The 18,642-nt window shown below is 66.0% G+C and carries 19 protein-coding genes; 10 read left to right on the forward strand and 9 right to left on the reverse strand.

Going from position 1 to position 18,642, the window contains the following annotated elements; genetic code table 11:
* Positions 1-130: 130 nt before the first annotated feature.
* A complete protein-coding gene (locus QTI24_RS26910) occupies positions 131-1,411 on the forward strand; it encodes an ABC transporter substrate-binding protein (protein ID WP_286604547.1) in 1,281 nt (426 codons plus the stop codon).
* A gap of 20 nt (positions 1,412-1,431) precedes the next feature.
* On the opposite strand, the gene QTI24_RS26915 is transcribed toward QTI24_RS26910, so the two are convergent.
* Entirely contained in the window at positions 1,432-2,382 is a 951-nt protein-coding gene (locus QTI24_RS26915; protein ID WP_286604549.1) for an ABC transporter substrate-binding protein, read from the reverse strand.
* A 352-nt stretch (positions 2,383-2,734) separates the two neighbouring features.
* On the opposite strand from QTI24_RS26915, the gene QTI24_RS26920 reads away from it, so the two are divergent.
* The gene (locus tag QTI24_RS26920; RefSeq protein WP_286604552.1) at positions 2,735-3,367 is read left to right on the forward strand and encodes an ankyrin repeat domain-containing protein; all 633 of its coding nucleotides are present in this window, start codon (positions 2,735-2,737) and stop codon (positions 3,365-3,367) included.
* A 158-nt stretch (positions 3,368-3,525) separates the two neighbouring features.
* The gene (locus QTI24_RS26925) at positions 3,526-3,861 is read left to right on the forward strand and encodes a hypothetical protein (protein WP_286604554.1); all 336 of its coding nucleotides are present in this window, start codon (positions 3,526-3,528) and stop codon (positions 3,859-3,861) included.
* A 72-nt stretch (positions 3,862-3,933) separates the two neighbouring features.
* Here QTI24_RS26925 and QTI24_RS26930 read toward each other — a convergent pair whose 3' ends face one another.
* On the reverse strand, positions 3,934-4,437 hold the full coding sequence (locus tag QTI24_RS26930) for a PA2169 family four-helix-bundle protein (protein WP_286604556.1): 504 nt from the start codon (positions 4,435-4,437) through the stop codon (positions 3,934-3,936).
* A gap of 420 nt (positions 4,438-4,857) precedes the next feature.
* On the opposite strand from QTI24_RS26930, the gene QTI24_RS26935 reads away from it, so the two are divergent.
* The 6 genes from QTI24_RS26935 to QTI24_RS26960 all read left to right on the forward strand — a co-directional run bounded on the left by QTI24_RS26935 (position 4,858) and on the right by QTI24_RS26960 (position 9,004).
* Positions 4,858-5,775: a L,D-transpeptidase family protein gene (locus tag QTI24_RS26935; RefSeq protein ID WP_286604558.1), complete on the forward strand. Its 918-nt coding sequence runs from the start codon at positions 4,858-4,860 to the stop codon at positions 5,773-5,775.
* Between the two features lie 37 nt (positions 5,776-5,812).
* Positions 5,813-6,325 carry a M23 family metallopeptidase gene (locus tag QTI24_RS26940; RefSeq protein WP_286604561.1) on the forward strand — a complete coding sequence of 171 codons (513 nt, stop codon included), beginning with the start codon at positions 5,813-5,815 and terminating at the stop codon, positions 6,323-6,325.
* 175 nt (positions 6,326-6,500) lie between these two features.
* On the forward strand, positions 6,501-6,929 hold the full coding sequence (locus tag QTI24_RS26945) for a VOC family protein (RefSeq protein WP_286604562.1): 429 nt from the start codon (positions 6,501-6,503) through the stop codon (positions 6,927-6,929).
* A 116-nt stretch (positions 6,930-7,045) separates the two neighbouring features.
* The gene (locus tag QTI24_RS26950; RefSeq protein WP_286604564.1) at positions 7,046-7,714 is read left to right on the forward strand and encodes a glutathione S-transferase family protein; all 669 of its coding nucleotides are present in this window, start codon (positions 7,046-7,048) and stop codon (positions 7,712-7,714) included.
* Between the two features lie 3 nt (positions 7,715-7,717).
* Entirely contained in the window at positions 7,718-8,308 is a 591-nt protein-coding gene (locus tag QTI24_RS26955) for a chemotaxis protein CheB (protein ID WP_286604565.1), read from the forward strand.
* Positions 8,309-8,461: 153 nt separating this feature from the next.
* Complete coding sequence (locus QTI24_RS26960; protein WP_286604566.1) at positions 8,462-9,004, forward strand: DUF4256 domain-containing protein; 543 nt, start codon at positions 8,462-8,464, stop codon at positions 9,002-9,004.
* A 42-nt stretch (positions 9,005-9,046) separates the two neighbouring features.
* On the opposite strand, the gene QTI24_RS26965 is transcribed toward QTI24_RS26960, so the two are convergent.
* Entirely contained in the window at positions 9,047-9,895 is an 849-nt protein-coding gene (locus QTI24_RS26965) for a hypothetical protein (protein ID WP_286604568.1), read from the reverse strand.
* An 84-nt stretch (positions 9,896-9,979) separates the two neighbouring features.
* Between QTI24_RS26965 and QTI24_RS26970 the strand changes: the two genes are divergently transcribed.
* Positions 9,980-10,900 carry a DUF3616 domain-containing protein gene (locus QTI24_RS26970; protein ID WP_286604570.1) on the forward strand — a complete coding sequence of 307 codons (921 nt, stop codon included), beginning with the start codon at positions 9,980-9,982 and terminating at the stop codon, positions 10,898-10,900.
* Positions 10,901-11,017: 117 nt separating this feature from the next.
* On the opposite strand, the gene QTI24_RS26975 is transcribed toward QTI24_RS26970, so the two are convergent.
* The 6 genes from QTI24_RS26975 to QTI24_RS27000 form a co-directional block, all read right to left on the reverse strand.
* A complete protein-coding gene (locus QTI24_RS26975) occupies positions 11,018-13,435 on the reverse strand; it encodes a DUF6351 family protein (protein WP_286604571.1) in 2,418 nt (805 codons plus the stop codon).
* A gap of 147 nt (positions 13,436-13,582) precedes the next feature.
* Complete coding sequence (locus QTI24_RS26980) at positions 13,583-13,834, reverse strand: LuxR C-terminal-related transcriptional regulator (RefSeq protein WP_286604572.1); 252 nt, start codon at positions 13,832-13,834, stop codon at positions 13,583-13,585.
* Between the two features lie 80 nt (positions 13,835-13,914).
* Positions 13,915-14,736, reverse strand: a complete 822-nt coding sequence (locus QTI24_RS26985) for a MipA/OmpV family protein (protein WP_286604574.1) — start codon at positions 14,734-14,736, stop codon at positions 13,915-13,917.
* A 152-nt stretch (positions 14,737-14,888) separates the two neighbouring features.
* A complete protein-coding gene (gene kdgD, locus QTI24_RS26990; protein ID WP_286604575.1) occupies positions 14,889-15,809 on the reverse strand; it encodes a 5-dehydro-4-deoxyglucarate dehydratase in 921 nt (306 codons plus the stop codon).
* 60 nt (positions 15,810-15,869) lie between these two features.
* A complete protein-coding gene (garD, locus tag QTI24_RS26995; protein WP_286604576.1) occupies positions 15,870-17,459 on the reverse strand; it encodes a galactarate dehydratase in 1,590 nt (529 codons plus the stop codon).
* Positions 17,460-17,483: 24 nt separating this feature from the next.
* Complete coding sequence (locus QTI24_RS27000) at positions 17,484-18,635, reverse strand: L-talarate/galactarate dehydratase (RefSeq protein WP_286604578.1); 1,152 nt, start codon at positions 18,633-18,635, stop codon at positions 17,484-17,486.
* Positions 18,636-18,642: the final 7 nt, after the last annotated feature.

Genomic DNA, 18,642 nt, shown 5'->3' on the forward strand with positions numbered 1-18,642 from the left:
AAATTTCGCACGGAAACGCGGGCCTCCGTCGCGCCGCTAGGGATATGTACGGGTCCGTCTACTAAAGCGGACGATGACGATGCGCGGCGCCTTCCATGGCCCCCTCCAACAAAGACAGGTCCCGCCCGCAATGACAAAAACCAGAATCCTCCTCGCCGCCGCATGGGCGCTCGCAACCGGCAGCGCCCTGGCGCAAGCGGCGCCCTCCAACCCCTCCGTCCAGGGCCCCGTCACGCCCCCCGCCGCTGCGGCCGGCACGATCAAGATCGGGCTCATCGGCCCGCTGACCGGCCCGTCCTCCGACTTCGGGCTCCCGATGCTCAACGGGGTCAAGCTCGCCATCGACGAGATCAATTCGTTCGGCGGCTACCTGGGCCGTCCGCTGGAGCTCGTGATCAAGGATGACCAGGCCAATCCCGACCTGGGCCTCAAGCTGTCGCAGGAGCTCGTCAAGGAAAAGGTCATCGCGACGATCGGGTTCTGCAACACGGGCGTCGCGATGAGGTCGATCGAGGTCTTCCAAGCCAACCAACTGCCGCTGCTCGTGCCGTGCACGACCGGGACGCCGGTCACGACCAAGTTTGCGCCGGCGGACAGCTTCATCTTCCGCAATGCGCCGGCCGACGCGATCCAGGCACCGTTCATGGTGGACGAGATCGTGGCCCGCAAGCTGACGAAGGTGGCGGTCTTTGCAGACAACACGGGTTACGGCGAAGCCGGCCTGAACGATGTGCAGAAGGCACTCGAGCGGAGGAACCTCAAGCCCGTCTACGTGGGCCGCTTCGACCTCGGCGTCAAGGACGTGACGGAGCAGTTGAAGGAAGCTCGCAACGCCGGCGCGGACGTGCTGTTCATCTACACCATCGCACCCCAGAACGCCGTCGTGGCCAAGGGCCGTCATGCGCTCGGGTGGAAGGTGCCGCAGGTCGGCGCCTGGGCCCTCTCGTTTCCCCTGTTCATCGATGGCGCAAAGGAAGCCGCCGAAGGATCGTTGATGGCGTTGAGCTTCGTGGCCGAACCGACCAACGAGCGGCGCGCAACCTTCCTGGCCAGCTACGCGCGGAAGTTCAATGCCGCCAGGATTCCCGTCCCCATGGCGGCAGCGCAGGCCTACGACGCGACCTATCTGCTGGCGCACGCCGTGCTGAGCCTGCCGAGCGACAAGCTCAGCGGACCCCACATCAAGCAGGCGCTGGAGCAACCCAAGCGCGCGTACTACGGCGTCGTGACCACCTATGACAAGCCTTTCCGCAACGACAGGGAAGCACTCTCGCAGAACATGCTGGTGGTCGGCACGGTGAAGAACGGCCTGGTGACCTTCGCCCATCCCGAAGACGCAATGCGCAACCACGTGGTCCAGCGCAAGCGGATTGCGGATGCCGATCGGAGCGCAAGAGGCAACGGGTCGTGAGGCGGACAAGGACACCTGGTCTATGAAATGACGACATTCGCATAGCGCACCAGGGCTCGCGGGAAACGCACCCCGAGCGTCCTGGCTGTCTTGATGTTCAGGGCCAGAACGTACCGCGTGCTCTGTTCCACCGGCAGATCCGCGGGCCGCGCACCGTCGAGGATCCTGGCGACGAAGGAGGCGGCCCGGCGAATGCCTTCGCCGCCGTCCGCGCCATAGGCCATGAAACCTCCGAGCCAGGCGAAACCGGCATAGCCCGCGACAGAAGGCAGCCTGTGCGCCAGAGACATCTCGGCCACCCGTCCCAGATGAAAGCTGGTGCGCGGCTCCGTGAGGACCGTCAGTGCCGTCGCGCCGGCTCTCTTGCATTCGAGGAACGCGTCGTCAAGATCTGCCATCCCGTTCAAGTTCATCTCGACCAGATGCACGCCCAGTTTCTGGGCCGCGGCCTGCGTGTTCCTCGCTTCGACCCGCGCGCGTGAGTCCGCAAAGCTGAACACCGCGATGCGCATGGTGGCCGGAACCGCGTCGCGCAACAACGCCAATCGCTTACCGGCGTGCTCGGCCGTGGGCATGTAGATGCCGGTCAGATTGCCTCCCGGACGGGCCAGACTGTCGATCAGTCCGAATTCCACCGGGTCACCGAACACGACAAACACAACGGGGAGCGCGCCGGTCACGTGCCTGGCGGCCAGGGCGATCGGCGACCCCATGGCCACGAGGGCATCGACCCGCGTCGCGAGCAGGTCCTGCACGCTGCGCACCGGGTCGACGCCGTCGCCCACGTAGCGAGTCTCGACGGCCAGATTCCGGCCCTCGACCCAGCCGAGCTGGCGCAAGGTGTCGCGCAAGAGCACTTCCCTGGAGGTCGGCCCGAACGTGGTGGACGCCGCGCCCAGCCACAGGACGCCGATCCGCCGCGAAGCGGCCGCCTTCGTTCGCTGCGCCGATAGCCCTCCGGGCGCGAACAAGGCAGGCAGTGCCAATACGCTGCGTCGTGTCAAACACCGGCCGTTCATCGGGCTACCTTCGCATTGGGCGACGCGTTTCACGGGCCGCTAGGTTGGCACGCTTCAGGCGGGGCGAAGCGTTCGCGATTGTTACTTCCCCTTGGGTTTGCAACCGCGGCAGCGATGCGCATGTTCGATGCGCATGGGAACGACACGTCGCTCACGTCGGGGCCGCCCCCGAGTCCTGTCCTCCATACTGGGAGCCGAGCGTTCGCGTTCGCGTTCGCGTTCGCACTCGACCTCGACCTCGACCTCGACCTCGACCTCGACCACGAGCCGAGATCCCGGCCGCGACCACAAAGAGGAGACCTGCATGCCTCAGCCGTCCAAGACCTCACTCTTCGCTGCGGCGAAGCGCTGGGATGCGGCTTCGGTCGCGGAGTCCTTGTCCAGGATGCCCCGGCTGGTCGATGCGACCGACGCCCGAGGCCGTACGGCGCTGCATCTCGCGTGTTCCGTGAAGCCCGGCAGCGCCCCACTCGGGGAGGCTCACGGGCTCCAGACAGTGTCCGCGCTGCTCGACGCTGGCGCCCACCTCGAGGGCGAGGTGCCCATGGACGAGGACGAAGGTGACTTTCGCGCGACGCCCCTCTGGTATGCCGTTGCGCGCGGCGAGAACGTGCCTCTGGTCACCTTCCTCGTGAAGCGTGGGGCGAATGCAAGCTACGCCCTATGGGCAGCGGTTTGGCGTGACGACGACGCGATGGGCCGAATCCTGCTCGGGGCGAGACCCGAGCTCGACCTGCGAGCGCACGGCGAAACCCCTCTGTTCTATGCGGCCCGGCTGAAGCGCCTGAAGACGCTGGAACTCTTGATCGAGGCCGGGGCCAACGCCGCCATTGCCGACTCCAAAGGTCGTGACGCGGTCGACATCGCGCAGGCGCGACGCTTGCCGGAGCACCTCATCAGTCGCCTGGAGCGCCTGCGAAAGAAGCGCCTCGGCTAGGCAAGGCAAAGCGGTCAAGCCGCTCAAAGGGAAACGCCGACCCGGGGGCAACTTGCGACGTCATGCCGAGCGCCGGGCTGGCGAGCGATGTGTCTTAGGAGGTGGTCCGGCCGAGCCGATGGGTGCACCATGGCCTCACCGCGTTTCCAGATCTCTCCATGCGACCGGCCCTCTCGTTGCCCTCCCCGCCCCGCGCCATCGGATCGCTCCTGGCGGCTGCGGGTCTGTCCTTCGCGGGTGCTGCGCCCCCACTGACCGCGGAGCAGCCCAAGATCTGTGACGAACTCGCCAACGTCAGCGTCGAGATGAACAGGGCGCGCAAGCAAGGAATTCCTCAAGCCCGGGTCGCGGCCGCTGCTGCGGCCGGGGCTACCGGTGCCGGGACAAGCAAGGCGATGGAAGAGATCGCCCAGGCCGTCTATGACATGCGCAACGACAATGATGAAACGGTCCGGGCGCGCGTGGCAAGCGAATGCAGAAGGACCCATCGCTAGGAGCGGCGCTGCAACACCAACGCGCGCCCCCCGGCATCGCTCACCGCCAACGAAGTGCAAGAGGCCCGCGCCTCAATCCTTCGCGCGAGCGGCGTTGCGCAGGTCGCGGATCTGGTCGTGGTTGCGCTGGGCGCCCGCAGCCTGCCGCTCCACCACGCTGCGTACGTCCGCAGGCAGGTTCTGCTTGAGCGCCTTGCGATAGCGCGCCACGGCCGTGTCCTCTCCGCGCTCGCAGGATTCGAGGATCGAGAGCTCGCTGTTCGCGCCGAGCGACCCCTTCACATGGACCCAACCGCGATGGACCGCGCCGGCGGCGGTGCCGCCATCGGCCGGCTTGCCCCCGTAGGACGTGATCAGTTGCAGCAATTCGCTCTCCGCCTGGCGACATCCCTCTGCCCGGCTCGCGAACAACTGCTTGGCGGCCGGCGATTCGACCTCTTCGGCGCAGGCGAGGAAGCCGTAGCCGCCGTCGCGCGTGTTCTCGAGCAGGTCGTTGAGGATGTCGACCACCTCGTCCTTGGTCAGGGGTTCGGCGTTGCGATCGCCCGGGTCGAGCATGTCTTTGTCGAGTGCCATGGTGAAAATCCTTTCAAGGGCCTTCCAGGAAGGCCGGTTTGAGAACCCGGGTTGTTTCCCCGGGACATGAGCCACCTTCGTCGCGATGACGGCTGAGAGCCGTCAGCGGCGGGACTGGCCGCGTGTAGGGATTGACGTGCATGACGCTGTCAGGCAGCGCAGCGCAGCGCAGCGCAACGCCTCGGTCTTGGATGCGTGCGCCAGCCGCCGAGGTCTTTTGTCTGCTTGCGACTACAGCCCTCGACCGGTCACCCACCCTATGGTCCGACGGACTTCACTGCACTACCTGCCACCGCCATGATGAATTTTCCGCGCCGATCCTTCCTCCGCACCGCGGCCTGCTTCGTTGTCGGCGCTTCGGGCGCCTCGCCATGGCTCTCGCATGCCGCAACGCCAAGCGACCGGAAAGCGCCCGCCGGTGTGTCCGGGCCCGCCGCGCTCGACAGGCTCAATGCGGCCAGCGAAACGCCGGTGCTCGCGCAAGGCTCCCGCGGTGCCGCGGTCATGCGCGCGCAGATCCTGCTCGACCGCGCCTGGTTCTCTCCCGGCGAGATCGACGGGGGCTTCGGCGCCAACATGCGCCGCGTGGTGACGGCCTACCAGAAATCGAACGGCCTTGACGCGAGCGGCAAGGTCGATGCCGCGACGTGGGCCGCGCTCCAGGCCGACACGGCCCCGCTGTTCGCCGCCTACGCCATCACCGAGAAGGACGTGGCCGGGCCTTACGCGCCGACGCCGAAAGAAATGACCGATCGCGCCAAGCTCAAGTCGATGAGCTACGAGAACCTGCGCGAAGCGATCTCGGAGAGGCACCACATGTCGCCCAAGGCCCTGGCCGACCTGAATCGCGGCGCGAAATACCAGGCCGGCGACGAGATCGTGGTCGTCAACGTCACGGGCGCGGCGGATGCCGGCGTCGTCAAGGCCGCGAAGTCGATCGAGATCGACAAGAGCGAACACATGCTGTTCGTTCTCGATGGCTCAGGCAAGCCACTCGCGGGCTTCCCGATCAGCATCGGCGGGCCGCTCGACCCGCTGCCGCTCGGCACGATGAAGATCATCAACGAGGTCAAGGACCCGACCTTCACCTACAACCCGGCGATCCTCAAGAAAGTGCCCGCCGGCGCCACCAAGGTCGACGTCCCGGCGGGGCCGAACAACCCGATCGGCAATGTGTGGATGGGGCTGTCAAAGCCGCACTGGGGCATCCACGGCACGCCGGCGCCCGATCGCGTGGGGCATGACGAGACCAATGGCTGCATCCACCTGACCAACTGGGACGCGGCGCGCGTCTCCCAGCTGGCGAAGGCGGGCTTCGCCGTCGAGGTGAAGGCCTAAGGGAGGGCCGGTGCGCCTGTCGCGACGACACCTGGGAATGGCTGCCGCATGCCTGGTCGCGCCACGCTGGGCGACGGCGCAGGTCGACATCGAGCACGCCGGGGCGGCGCTGCTCGCCGCGCGTGCGTTGCGGTTCCCGGTCGACGGCATCCGGCCCGAGACCGTGCGCGACACCTTCGACGACGGCCGCCCCGATCACCGCCACGAGGCGCTCGACATCATGGCCCCGCGCGGCACGCCGGTGCGCGCCGTGGACGACGGCAAGCTCGTCAAGCTGTTCGACAGCAAGCCGGGCGGGCTCACCGTCTTTCAGTTCGACCCCGCGAGCCAGCTCGCCTACTACTACGCGCACCTCGACCGCTATGCCGAAGGCCTGCACGAGGGCATGCAGCTTCGGCGCGGCGACCTGATCGGCTACGTCGGCACGACCGGGAACGCTGCACCAAACGCGCCGCACCTGCACTTCGCGGTGTTCCTGCTCGGGCCGGAAAAACAGTGGTGGAAGGGCCAGGCGCTCAACCCGTACAACGCCTTGCGCGCGGCCCGATGACGCGATCCGCCGTGCTCGCCCTCGGTTGCGCCGAGCCGGCCCATGGTCCTACATCGCGTGTCTTGGCCAGCTCACACGCGCCGGCGTGGCCGCGCGCAAGCTGATCGCAAAAGCGTATGCGACGACACGACGACTGACGACATCGGCGGCGTCGCCCTATCGAAGGAGTTCATGCATGGAAACGCAAGAGTTGCATCGCGGGCGCTTGATCGATCACATCCAACTCGTGGTGCGCGATCTCGCCGCCAGCCAGGCGTTCTACGAGGCCGTGTTCGAGGTGCTGAAGGTCCCGGTGGGTGGCACCGGCGAGGGCTACTTCTGGGCGGATGAACTGTTTGTTTCGACGGCGGACAGCGAGGCCGCCCAGGGGCAACTCACCGGGCGCCACCATCTGGCGTTCCAGGCCCAGGACCCAGCGATGGTCGACGCGTTCCACAAGGCCGCGCTCGCGAATGGCGGTACCGACAATGGCCCCCCCGGCGAACGGCCCTACCACCCGGGTTACTACGCCGCCTTTGTGCTCGATCCCGACGGCAACAACATCGAGGCCGTGTTCCACGGCAAGGCCCAGCGCAGCGCCCCCTCGGTCAAGCTGACGTTCTGAAGCTGCGCGCGCGGGTGCACGCGATCGGCGAATCTTCTTTACGGCGATCACCTACAACCATCCGTCGCTTGGAAGCGTAGGCTGGCCCGGAGACAAGGAGGCCCTTGCGTTCGATCATGGCCCCGCTACCTTTCGTCCTCTACGGCGCGCCAGGCTCAGGTGCCACGCCCGTCCACGCGGCGCTGATATTGATCGGGGCGCCGGTCAAGGTCATGGATTTCGCGCCGTGGCAAGGCGACATCGAACGCACCAGGCTGGCTTCGGCCCGACCCATGCGGCAAGTGCCCATGCTGGTCCATCCTTCCGGCGAGATCATGGCGGAGAGCGCTGCGATGCTGATCTGGCTCGCGGATCGCTACCCTGACGCGGGGCTGGCACCCCGGTTCGACGACCCGGCGCGCGCGCCCTATCTGCGATGGATGAGCTTTGTTTCGTCGACCATCCACTCGCTGTACTGGATGCAAGACGACGCGTGCGGACGCGCCGGGACCGCGCAGGCGAAAGCCATCATGCTGGACCAGACCGCCGAGAAAATCGCGCAGCGTTGGCGCTTCATGGATGCGCAAGTGCCGCGTGGCGGTCGCTATTTGCTTGGAGAGAGCCTCACGGTGCTGGATCTCTACGTCACGGTGGTCTCCCGTTGGGAGCCGCGGCGCCTGCGCTTCTATCGCGAAGCCCCACGCATGGCGGAAGTGGTGAGGCGCGTGGACACCGAGCCTCGCCTGCTGGCGCACTGGTCAGCCCGCTACCCATTTGCCGCGGCTTGGGAAAGCGAAGGACCTTGAGGTATGCGAGATCTCGTCGTCATCGGTGGCTCGCTCGTCGGCCTGAAAACGCTCTGCAACCTCATCGACGAGTTGCCTTCGCCATTCCAAGCTCCCATCCTCGCTGTTGTGCATGCCTCACCCGGCGTTTCCGAATCGCCCGCCACGACGCTGGGGAACTGCACCGAGATGCCGGTGACTTACGGCGCCGAGGGGGACCTCCTCGTCGCGGGACACGTCTATCTGGCCCCGCCCGATCGACACATCATCGTCACCTCGCCCGGGGTGCTCGGCGTCGCTGAAGGCGCAAGGTTGCGCCGCCCGCACCCGGCCGCGGATTGCCTGTTCGAGTCTGCTGCCCGCGTCTACGGGCCACGCGTGATCGGCGTTGTTCTGGGCGGAGGAGGCGACGACGGAACGGACGGATTGCGCGCCATCAATGCTGCGGGGGGAATCGGGGTGCTGCAGGAAGCCAAGGAAGCCGTCTTCTCGGACGCGCCGCCCGGTGCGTTGCGCACCCCGCGCGCCGACGATGCGCACTATCGCCTTCCACTCGAAGACATTGCCGGACTTCTGCGAAACCTGATCGACCACGCCGAGTTGCAGCCTGAGTGAATGCGGGGGAGTTCCGAATCGGGTCTTCCCTTCCGGCGCATCGCACCTGTTGCGTGGCGCCAGGTCGGGACCTGAACGCTGTAAGCTGCGTTCCCGAACAGGAGGTCCTGAACGAGGGCCTCGACCCGAAGGGCCCGCAAGCACGCGAACATGATGGCAGATCCACTCGAAATCCTCATCCATGCGTTGAAGTCGCGGTTCGAGCAGAACATGCACCGACACGCAGAAGCCGGCTGGGCCGATGTCTTGGGTCGCTTGCAAGACAGACCCGACAAGCTGACGTCGCTTCGTGAGATGGAGAGAACGGGAGGCGAACCCGATGTCATCGGCGCAGCGGACGATGAAGGCGCCTACCTGTTCTGCGATTGCGCCGCTGAAAGTCCGCAGGGACGCAGGAGCCTGTGCTACGACGCACAAGCCTTGAATTCCCGAAAGGAGAACAAGCCGGAGAGCAATGCCATCGACATGGCCACGGCGATGGGCGTCTCGCTGCTGACAGAGGCGCAATACCGCAAGCTTCAGCAGTACGGGGAGTTCGACATGAAGACGTCCAGCTGGGTGGCAACGCCCCCCGAGGTCAGAAAGCTCGGCGGGGCGCTGTTTTGCGACAGGCGCTACGGCCAGGTCTTCGTGTACCACAACGGGGCCCAGTCCTACTATGCCGCGCGGGGGTTCAGAGGCTCGCTCAGAGTCTGACGGTCGTGATGGTGGCGCGGGACATGCGGGCGCCGGACGCGGCTATGCGCGCGATGCTTCGGTCGGTGTTTGCGTGTGGCGTTGCCCTCTCAGGCTGCCCAATGGCGTGCTGCCGAGAATGCGCGCCAGTTCATTTCGCAGCCACGCGCTCGCATCGTCCAGTGGCGCTTCGAACTGGATGCGGTAGTCATTGGCCGGACCGATGAAATCGGCAAGTCGCGGCAACTCGGAAAGCGAATTCCAGACAAAGACCGGAAGCTCCGGCGGCGTCTGCCGGCTCGGGTCTTCGGCGAACTGCTTCAACAGCGCCTCGGCGCGTTTCTCGTAGCCGCGCTGCTGATCCGACAGGCGCTTGTAATTGTCGCGGAACTCGCAAGTCAGGCCTTCGAGAAAGTCGTCCATGCGGCGCACCAGCCGCGTCACTTCCGAGCGTGTCTCTTCGTCCACACCGTCGGCTCTGCGCTCCAGTGCCCGTACCACGTTGCGAAGCTGCACGCGCGCGGTGATCAAGGCGCGCATCTCGTCGCCGTAGGTCGCGACCGACTGATGGGCTGGAATCAGGATTCTTGCCCGCGCGACCTGGTCGAACACCCCCTTGAGGTCCGCCAGAACGTTCGTGACGAACGAGGCGGCGTCCTCGCGCTTTCGCTTGAATGCTGCAACCTCATCGAGCTGCACCTTGAGCAAACCACCGAAAAGTCCGGCAAACACGAGCGTGATCGCCGCCGCGTACAGCGTCTTGCGAAGCTCGATGTCACTGACCGACCACCCGATTCCGATGGCCAGCGCGGCGGGAACGCACACCAGCAGGCACGCTGCGATCAGCGTGCGCCTCCTGCCCGAGGCCTCGAAGCTCCTTGCATCCATGCGCGAGTTTGTGCGCCGGTTCACGCCGCCCGTCAACCCTCGCCGGTAGGGCTTCCAGGCTTGCAACTTCCTCTGGGATCATGCGACTCATGGGTAGACAATGCGCCGGTGACACACCAGGAACCCCCTGCTTTTCGGCCCCTGACCGGGGTCTATGAGCCGTCGGCGATCCGGCAATTGCCGGACGGGCGCCTTCTTGTCATCGAGGACGAGAAGGACCACCCCTTCAGCCTGGTCACGATCGACGCAGGCCGTGTCGACAGCGTCGCACTCACCGCCACCCTGCTCCAGACCTTCAGCGACTTCTGGAAGCTGGACGATCTCGAAGGGCTTGCCCTGGACCGATCGGGCTTCGTCTACGCCATCACCTCCCATTCCCGAGACGACGAAGGTCGCGCAAAGAAGTCGCGCGAGCGACTCGTACGCTTCCGGGTCGACGGGAATCGGGTCGTCGACCCCAAGGTCGTCGAGGGATTGAAGAAGGCCATGACGACGCAGCATCCCCTGCTGGCTTCGGCGGCGAAAGTCCGGCAGGTCAAGGCCGCTGGCGGACTCAACATCGAAGCACTGGAAATCGACCCGTTCGAGCATCATCTGCTGATCGGCTTTCGCAGCCCGCTGCGCGAAGGCCGCGCGATCATTGCCAGCCTCGTCAATCCGACGGCCCTCTTCGAGGCGGACGAGGAGCCCCAGCTGTCGCCCGATCTCGATGAACTGGATCTGGACGGCCACGGAATTCGCGCATTGTCTTTCCTTCCCGCGCTCGGACAGTACCTGGTCGTCGGCGGGCCCGTTTCGAGCGGGCCCGCCGAGTTCTCGCTCTGGCTTTGGAATGGCCGGCGAAGCAACTCCGTGCGCCGCGTCGCGGTTCCGGGTCTGCCGGACCTGGCGCGTACAGAAGGAGTGAGCCCGGCGACCATCGACGGGGCGCCAGGCATCCTCATGGTCAGCGACGACGGCGACCGCAAGGCCGGACGGTCGGCCAGCTATCTATGGCTCGGTCTCGATCAGCTGCAGATGGCGTCTTGACTGAATTTGGCGTCGAGCGCCGGGCTGCGTTGGCGCTTCCTTGAGCGACGATGCACGGACCCTGCGCGAAGAAAAAAGCCACCGCATGCGTGGCTCGCGCAGGAACCCGGCAAAGGATCAAGGGGTGCCTTGACCCGGCTTGCTGTAGTCGCAGACACCTTCGGGGAAGATGGCCTGGAGCTTCTGGATGTCCGCCGGGGACGGCACCCAAGAGCCGTAGGTGCCATCGGCCAGTGCCGCGTCCAGCGGCTTCAGCGCGCACTTGAAGATGCCGCCTTCGATGGGCCCCCCGGCGACGATGCGCGAGGTGCTGTACATCGGGAAGGCCTGGGTGCAGGCGCCTTTGGGCTTGGCATCGAGCACGCCGTCCCAAACCTCCGCGCCCCTGGCCATCAGCGTCCCGGCGTTATCGAAGCAACTGTCTCTTGCGCGCTCGGGCCGGTTGTCGGCCACACTGCGGCTTGGATTGGCGCGGATCTTGGCGATCCACTCGTCGATCACTTCGAACGCCATCGGCGACTGGTCGAAGGGCGTTGCGGCTGCGCGCGTCTCGGTGAACCAGATGACCTGGTGGTCCGAGTTGCCCATCTTGTTGCGGATGCGCTTGCGGATAGCAAAGGACTGGTGCACGTTGTGCATGTCGAGCTTGTGCTCCAGGTACGGGCGCCAATCGATGGTCGGGATGTCCGACTGCCCGGTGAAGACCAGGCCCGAGCGCAAGGTCGCCTTGATGCCTTCCATGTCGCCGTGCGTGCGTGGAGCGGGAACATTGGGCGCGGCCGGGTTCCATTGATTCATGTTCCGCGCACCCCATGGATCGAAGTACCCCGCGATCGTGGCGGCCTTCTGCTGTTCGGCTGCGCCGGTTCCGTTGAAGGGGAAGCCTTCGGGCACCATTTCGCTCGCCCGCTTCCAGCCGCCGACCTTGAAGTTCAGGTCGAGGAACTCGGCGCTGGAGATCTTTCCTTCCTTCATCGACTGCAGGCCGTATTGCACGCCCACGTTGTCCCAGTTGGAGCGCGCGTAGCCATCGGCAGCGATCCCGTAGGTGTTGCGCACGTCGTCGTAGTGGCTGAACGCGATGGGGCCGAAGGCCGCCATGTTCATCCGTGCCGCACCCCTGGCCATGATGCCGTCGGCATCGAAGGTCGGGTTCATGGCGCCGGCCGTCAGCCCCATCCAGGCCTTGCGGCATTCGGTGGAACCGGTGGCCATCTTCACGTTCGGCAGGTAGGGTTGGAGCCCGAGGAACGGATTGGCGACCGTCTCCTCGCCGTTCATGCCCACCAGCCAGCTGCGGTTCTTGATGGAGCTGGTCCACTTGCCATTGGCGCGGTCGGTCACATCCATGTAGTACTCGAGCAGCTCGCAATCGCCCACGTGCGGAACCTGTCCCACCATGTCGGGATAGGCCTGCTGCGGGATCGCCGCGTCGAGCAGGCCGGGGTGGTTCTGCGGGTACAGGTACTGTTGAATGCCGCCGCCCGAGCCGCCGAGTCCTACGGTGTACGTGGGTACGCCGTAGCGCTTGATGAAGCCTTCCTTGGTCATCAGCGCGGTCTCACCGCCGAGGATCATGTCGTAGTGCTCGCCGGTGCGTGTGCCGGTGGAGTGGATCGCGGCATAGCCTTTGCCGATCTGCTCGATCGCGCCGACGCGCGTGTCCGGGCCGCCCTGGTAGTGGCCGAAGCCGACGCCTCCCTGGAAGACGTAGACCAGCCGCTTGTTCCACAGGCTCAGGTCTGGCTTGGTCGGGTCTTCGCCGAAGGGCGCAAGCATCACGTACTGGTAGATGAAGCGGTTGATCGTGCCACGTTCCCAGCGCACGATGAAGTCGACTTCACGTCCGTCCATGAGCGTGGTCTTGGCGATGTTGGAAGGACGCGAGCCGTCGGCCGGCATCGGCAAGTAGTTCTTGTGGCTGGTGCCGCCGACTGGCAGGTAGTAGTACTGCACATAGGAGTCGATCGAGCAATCGCGGCTGTAGCCGACGGTGCCGCCGGCGCCGTCCTTGACCGCGAAATACTTGGTGTCGGCGGTGTCGACGAGCGGCTCCTTGCCGAGCTCGCTGACCACCGAGCAGACGAAGGGCTCCTGCTTGGCGCCTGCAAACATCGGGCCCGTGATCGGATGGTTGGTCAGCGTCAGCGTGTCGAGCTTGCCGCGCACCTTATGACGCACTTCCAGCTTGTTGGGGCCGACCGCGAGGCCGGCTACCAGGCCTTCCAGCCGGTCGGCGCTCGAGGCAAGCGCGGGCTCGATCTTGGTGTCGTTGAGCCACAACTCGATCTGGGCATGGTCATCCTGAGGCGCCAGTACGGCAATGCGCGCGTCCCCGCCCGACACGTACTCCGGCTTGCTGGATAGCACCTTGAGTGAAATCTTCGACGACGCCGGTGGCGGGTCAGAAGGCGGTGGATTGGACGATGGCGGGTTGGATGGCGGAATGAACGGGGTGCCGTTGCCGCCGCCGCCGCACGCGGCGATCACGATCGCGCCGGCCGTGCAGGCCGCGATCTGCTTCCATGAACTCATTTGGGTCTCCTCGATTGTTTTTCTGATCCCGGGAAGGCCGTTTTGCCCTCACCAAGCCAGGCCGAGGTGATGCTAGGGGGCCGCCCGCAGCGCCACAAGTCAGCGACCCGGGCGTCGCCTGTCAGATATCGATGACGGGGGAAACGCTCAGTCCACCAGCCGATGGTGGATGGCGTACTGGACCCGCGGGGCGTTCGAGGCCAGCCCCATCTTCTCGAGGATGCGCCGCCGGCAGGCGCTCACGGTCTTGACGTTGATCGCCAGTCGCTCGGCGGTGGTGGTCAGCGATTCGCCGCCCACGATCATGCGCAGGATGTCCTGCCGCCGACCCCGGTCACGATGCGGATGGCCGCCATGAGATCGACGGCTGGCTGGTGGCGCAGGCCATCCGGATCTCACTCCGTGGCTCCGCTACGCGTCGGCGAGTCAAGCCGTTCACCGAAGTACTCCAGCGCTCGAGATCGCCCGCGCTCGCATCGTCAAAATCGGTACGAGGCGAAGATGCCGTAAGTATTCTGCGACTTGTCCTCCGTGATCGGACTGTTCTCGGCGTCGCCTTGCAACCAAGCGGCCGTGACGCTTGCGCCAAGACTCCACTGTGGACTCAGCTGGTACTGGGCGCCGACGGAGAAGCGGACGGTGTTGAGGCCGCTTCCAGCCGAGTACGGGGGAATTCCGGCAATGAGGCTCTGTCTCGCGCTGATTCCAAAGAAGGTCTGGGTGTACTTGCCGTTCGCCCAAGTGAGGCCGGGTCCAGCAGACAAGGTGAGCCTTTCACTGAGCTGGTATTTTCCTTCGAGGTCGAGTGCGAAACGCGTACCTTGATCGTTGCCCCCGATGTCGGAAACGAGAAAACCGCGAACGGTCAGCCAATCGAGGGAGTAGGCAGCGAACACGCTGCCCAGCGCCGTCTCAGAGATGTCGCCCCAGCCATTGAGGATCGGCGCATCGGTCGCCTTCCGCGGCTTGGTGAGTTCTCCACCCAAAGCCACGCCAAAGCGCCAGTTGTCGTCCTGAATGAGATTGAAGCCCACTCCAAACGGGAAACCGGCCCCCGGAGTGCCCCCTATGAAATAGCGGCCGAAGTTGGCGGTGACGAGGGGCACCGCCACGACCTGGGTATCGCCGCTGCCGGGATACTTGGGGCGACTGAAGACTCCGAGCCCCGCGGAAAAGCGCCAGCTGTCGTCTGTCACCTGTTCCAAGCGTGCCTGGGCCAGCGCATCCTGCGCGGTGAGCGTGGCAGCGAGCGTCGCGCCCGCGAGGATGAGATGTACGCCATGCTTGCGAGTGTGGATCATGAGAAGCGCTTCCGGATGAATGAGGACGGCGGGGCGCTCGAATCAACCTGGGACTTCGAGACCCGCTCTTCTGAATCGTCCGGCATTAGACAGCCAGCATGTCGTCGGTTGCAACACGGATAAACAGCTCGTGTTGCTGGATGCGACGGCTTTCAGAGGCCCTGGGGGCCCAACTGGTCGATCAGCAGCTTCAGCGCCTCCATCTCGTCCGGCTTCAGGTCGGTCAGTGGAGCGCGAACCGGGCCTGCATCGTGACCGACAATCTTTGCGCCGGCCTTGACGATGCTCACGGCGTAGCCCTGCATGCGGTTGCGGATCTCCAGGTACGGCATGAAGAAGTCCTTCAGCAGCCGGTGCTGCGTCTTCAGGTCGTCGGCGGCGACCGCGCGATAGAAATCCATCGCGGTCTTCGGGATGAAGTTGAAGACGGCCGACGAATACACCGGCGTGCCCATGGCCTTGTAGGCGGCGGCATAGACCTCGGCGGTCGGCAGGCCGCCGAGGTAGGCGAAGCGATCGCCCATCCTCTGGTAGACCGCGACCATGGCCTCGATGTCGCCCACCCCGTCCTTGAAGCCGACGAGGTTCGGGTTGCGATCGGCCAGGGCAGCCAGCGTGTCCGGCTTGAAGCGCGTGGCGCCACCGCGGTTGTAGACGACGACGCCGAAGTCGACGCTCTTGCACACCGCGTCGACGTGCGCGGCCAGACCTTCCTGGCCCGCCTCGGTCAGGTAGTGGGGCAACAGCAGGATGCCGTGCGCGCCGGCCTTCTCGGCGGCCTGTGCGCACTGGATCGCGAATCGCGTCGGGCCACCTGCTCCAGCGATGATCGGCACCACGCCGCGGCAGGTGTCGACGGCGGTCTTGATGATGCCGGGATACTCGTCACCCGTCAGCGAGAAGAACTCGCCCGTGCCGCCGGCGGCGAACAGCGCCGAGGCGCCGTACGGCGCCAGCCATTCCAGGCGCTTCTCGTAGCCCTTCTTGTGGAAGTCGCCGTTGCTGTCGAAGTCGGTCAGCGGAAACGAAAGCAGGCCGGAGCCCATGATGGTCTTGAGTTCTTGCGGATTCACAGGGGGTTCTCTCTGGTCGGGGACACGGGGTGGATGGAATGGCGTGCGAGCCCTCGGGGCTCAGGTCACCGGGGCGGGGTTGAACAGCACCAGCGCGTTGTGCAGCTTCCAGTGCTCGGCCCAGGTCTTCTTCCGCCCGCTCGCGACGTCGAGCATCAGATGGAACATCTCCCAGCCGACATCGGCAATGGTCTTCTCGCCCGTGGCGATCGTCCCGGCGTTGACGTCCATCAGGTCGTGCCAGCGGCGGGCCAGGTCGCTGCGCGTGGCGACCTTGATCACCGGCACCTCGGCCAGCCCGTAGGGCGTGCCCCGGCCGGTGGTGAAGACATGCAGGTTGATGCCCGCAGCCAGCTGCAGCGTGCCGCAGATGAAATCGCTGGCCGGCGTGGCCGCGTAGATCAGGCCCTTCTGCCGGACCTTCTCGCCGGGCGCGATCACGCCCGAGATCGGTGACTTGCCCGACTTCACGATCGAGCCCATCGCCTTCTCGACGATGTTGGACAGCCCGCCCTTCTTGTTGCCGGGCGTGGTGTTGGCGCTGCGGTCGACCCGCCCCTTGTCCAGGTAGGCGTCGTACCAGGCCATCTCGCGGATCATCGCCTCGGCCACCTCGGGCGTGGTGGCGCGCGAGGTCAACTGGTCGATGCCGTCGCGCACTTCGGTGACTTCCGAAAACATCACAGTCGCGCCGGCGCGCACCAGCAGGTCGGTGCAGAAGCCCACCGCCGGATTGGCCGTGACGCCCGAGAAGGCGTCGCTGCCGCCGCATTGCACGCCGACCACGAGTTCGCTCGCGGGCACGGTCTCGCGGCGGCGGGCGTTCAGGCGCTCCAGATGCTCTTCCGCCTGCCGCATGATCGAATCGACCATCGACATGAAGCCGACGTGCGCGTCGTCCTGCAGGCACACCACGTCGAGCTGGCTCTCCGCGCTGTCGCCGACGTCGGCCACGTTGCGCTCGTCGATCAGCGGGATGGTGCCGGGCGGCATCAGGCGCTCGGGCTGGAGCTTCTCGCAGCCCAGGCTCACCACCATCACCTCGCCGCCAAAGTTGGGGTTCAGGCTGATGTTGCGCAGCGTGCGGATCGGGATGATGGCGTCCGGCGCATCGATGGCGACGCCGCAGCCGTAGCCGTGTTCGAGCGCCACGACATCGTCGACGTGGGGGTACTTCGGCAGCAGCTCGGACTTGATGCGCTGGACGGCAAACTCCGTCACCCCGGCCACGCACTGCACGGTCTGCGTGATCGCCAGGATGTTGCGCGAGCCGACCGAGCCGTCCGGGTTGCGGTAGCCCTCGAAGGTGTAGCCCTCCAGCGGGGGCTGCGGCTCGGGCTTGACCGTGGCGATCGGCAGGCCGGTGAGTTCGCGCGCCGCGGGCATCTTGAGCAGCCGCTCGTGCACCCAGCTGCCGGCGGCGATGTCCTTCAGCGCATAGCCGATCACGACGTTGTAGCGACGGACCTCGCCGCCTTCGGGGATGTCCACCAAGGCCACCTTGTGCGCCTGGGGAACCTTGTCCACCAGCGTCAGGCCCGAGGGGAACACGGTGCCGGCCGACAGCCCACCGTCATTGGCGACGATCGCGACGTTGTCGCGGTCGTCCATGCTGATGCACAGCGGCGAGAGAGAGAGGGTTTCAGTCATCACGGGCACTTCAGGCATGCGGGCTCAGGCGCGCTGGCCCACTTCGACTTCTTCGCGCGTCCAGCCTCTGGCTTGCTCGCTGAGGCTGAGGCCGAGGCCGGGCCGCGTCGGCACCAGCATCCGGCCGTTCCTGATTTCGAGGCGCTCGTTGAACAGCGGCTCGAGCCAGTCGAAGTGCTCCACCCACGGTTCGGTCTGGTAGACGGCGCCGAGGTGCACGTGCAGTTCCATGGCGAAGTGCGGGCCGAGGCTCAGGCCCGCCTGCTCGGCCTGGGCGGCGATCTTCAGGAAGGGCGTGATGCCCCCGACGCGGGGCGCGTCGGGCATCAGGTAGTCGGCGGCGCGGTGGCGGATCAGCTCGCCGTGCTCGGCCGCGCTGGTCAGCATCTCGCCGGTGGCGATCGGCGTGTCGAACTGCGACGCGAGCGCCGCGTGGCCCTCGAAGTCGTAGGCATCCAGCGGCTCTTCGATCCAGATCAGGTTGAACTGCTCGAAGATGCGGCACATGCGCTGCGCGGTCGGACGATCCCACTGCTGATTGGCGTCGACCATGAGGGGCATGTCGTCGCCCAGGTGCTTGCGAACCGCTTCGACGCGCCGGATGTCGAGCGCGCGGTCGGGCTGGCCGACCTTGAGCTTGATGCCGCCGATGCCGCGCTCGCGCGATGCCGCGGCGTTGACCAGCAGCTGGTCGAGCGGCGTGTGCAGGAAGCCGCCCGAGGTGTTGTAGCACTGGACCGAATCCCGCTGGGAGCCCAGCAGCTTGGACAGCGAGAGGCCGGCGCGCCGGGCCTTCAGGTCATAGAGCGCGACGTCGAACGCGCCGATCGCCTGGACCGCCATGCCGCTGCGCCCGACGGACGCGCCGGCCCAGCACAGCTTGGTCCACAGCTTCGAGATGTCGCTCGGGTCTTCGCCGATCAGCGCCGGAGCGATCTCCTTGGCGTGGGCGAACTGGCCAGGACCGCCGGCTCGCTTGGAGTAGCTGAAACCCAGACCCCGGTGGCCGTCCCTGGTCTCGATTTCGGCGAACAGCATCGCGATCTCGGTCATCGGCTTCTGACGGCCGGTCAGCACCTTCGCGTCGCTGATCGGGTTGGCCAGCGGCAGGTAGCACGAAGAGACGCGGATCCAGGTGATGCTGTCGCCGGCCGGGGACGGAGGGGTGGTGGTCATGGTGAGT

The organism is Variovorax sp. J22P240 (genome assembly GCF_030316855.1).
Taxonomy (GTDB): Bacteria; Pseudomonadota; Gammaproteobacteria; order Burkholderiales; family Burkholderiaceae_C; genus Variovorax.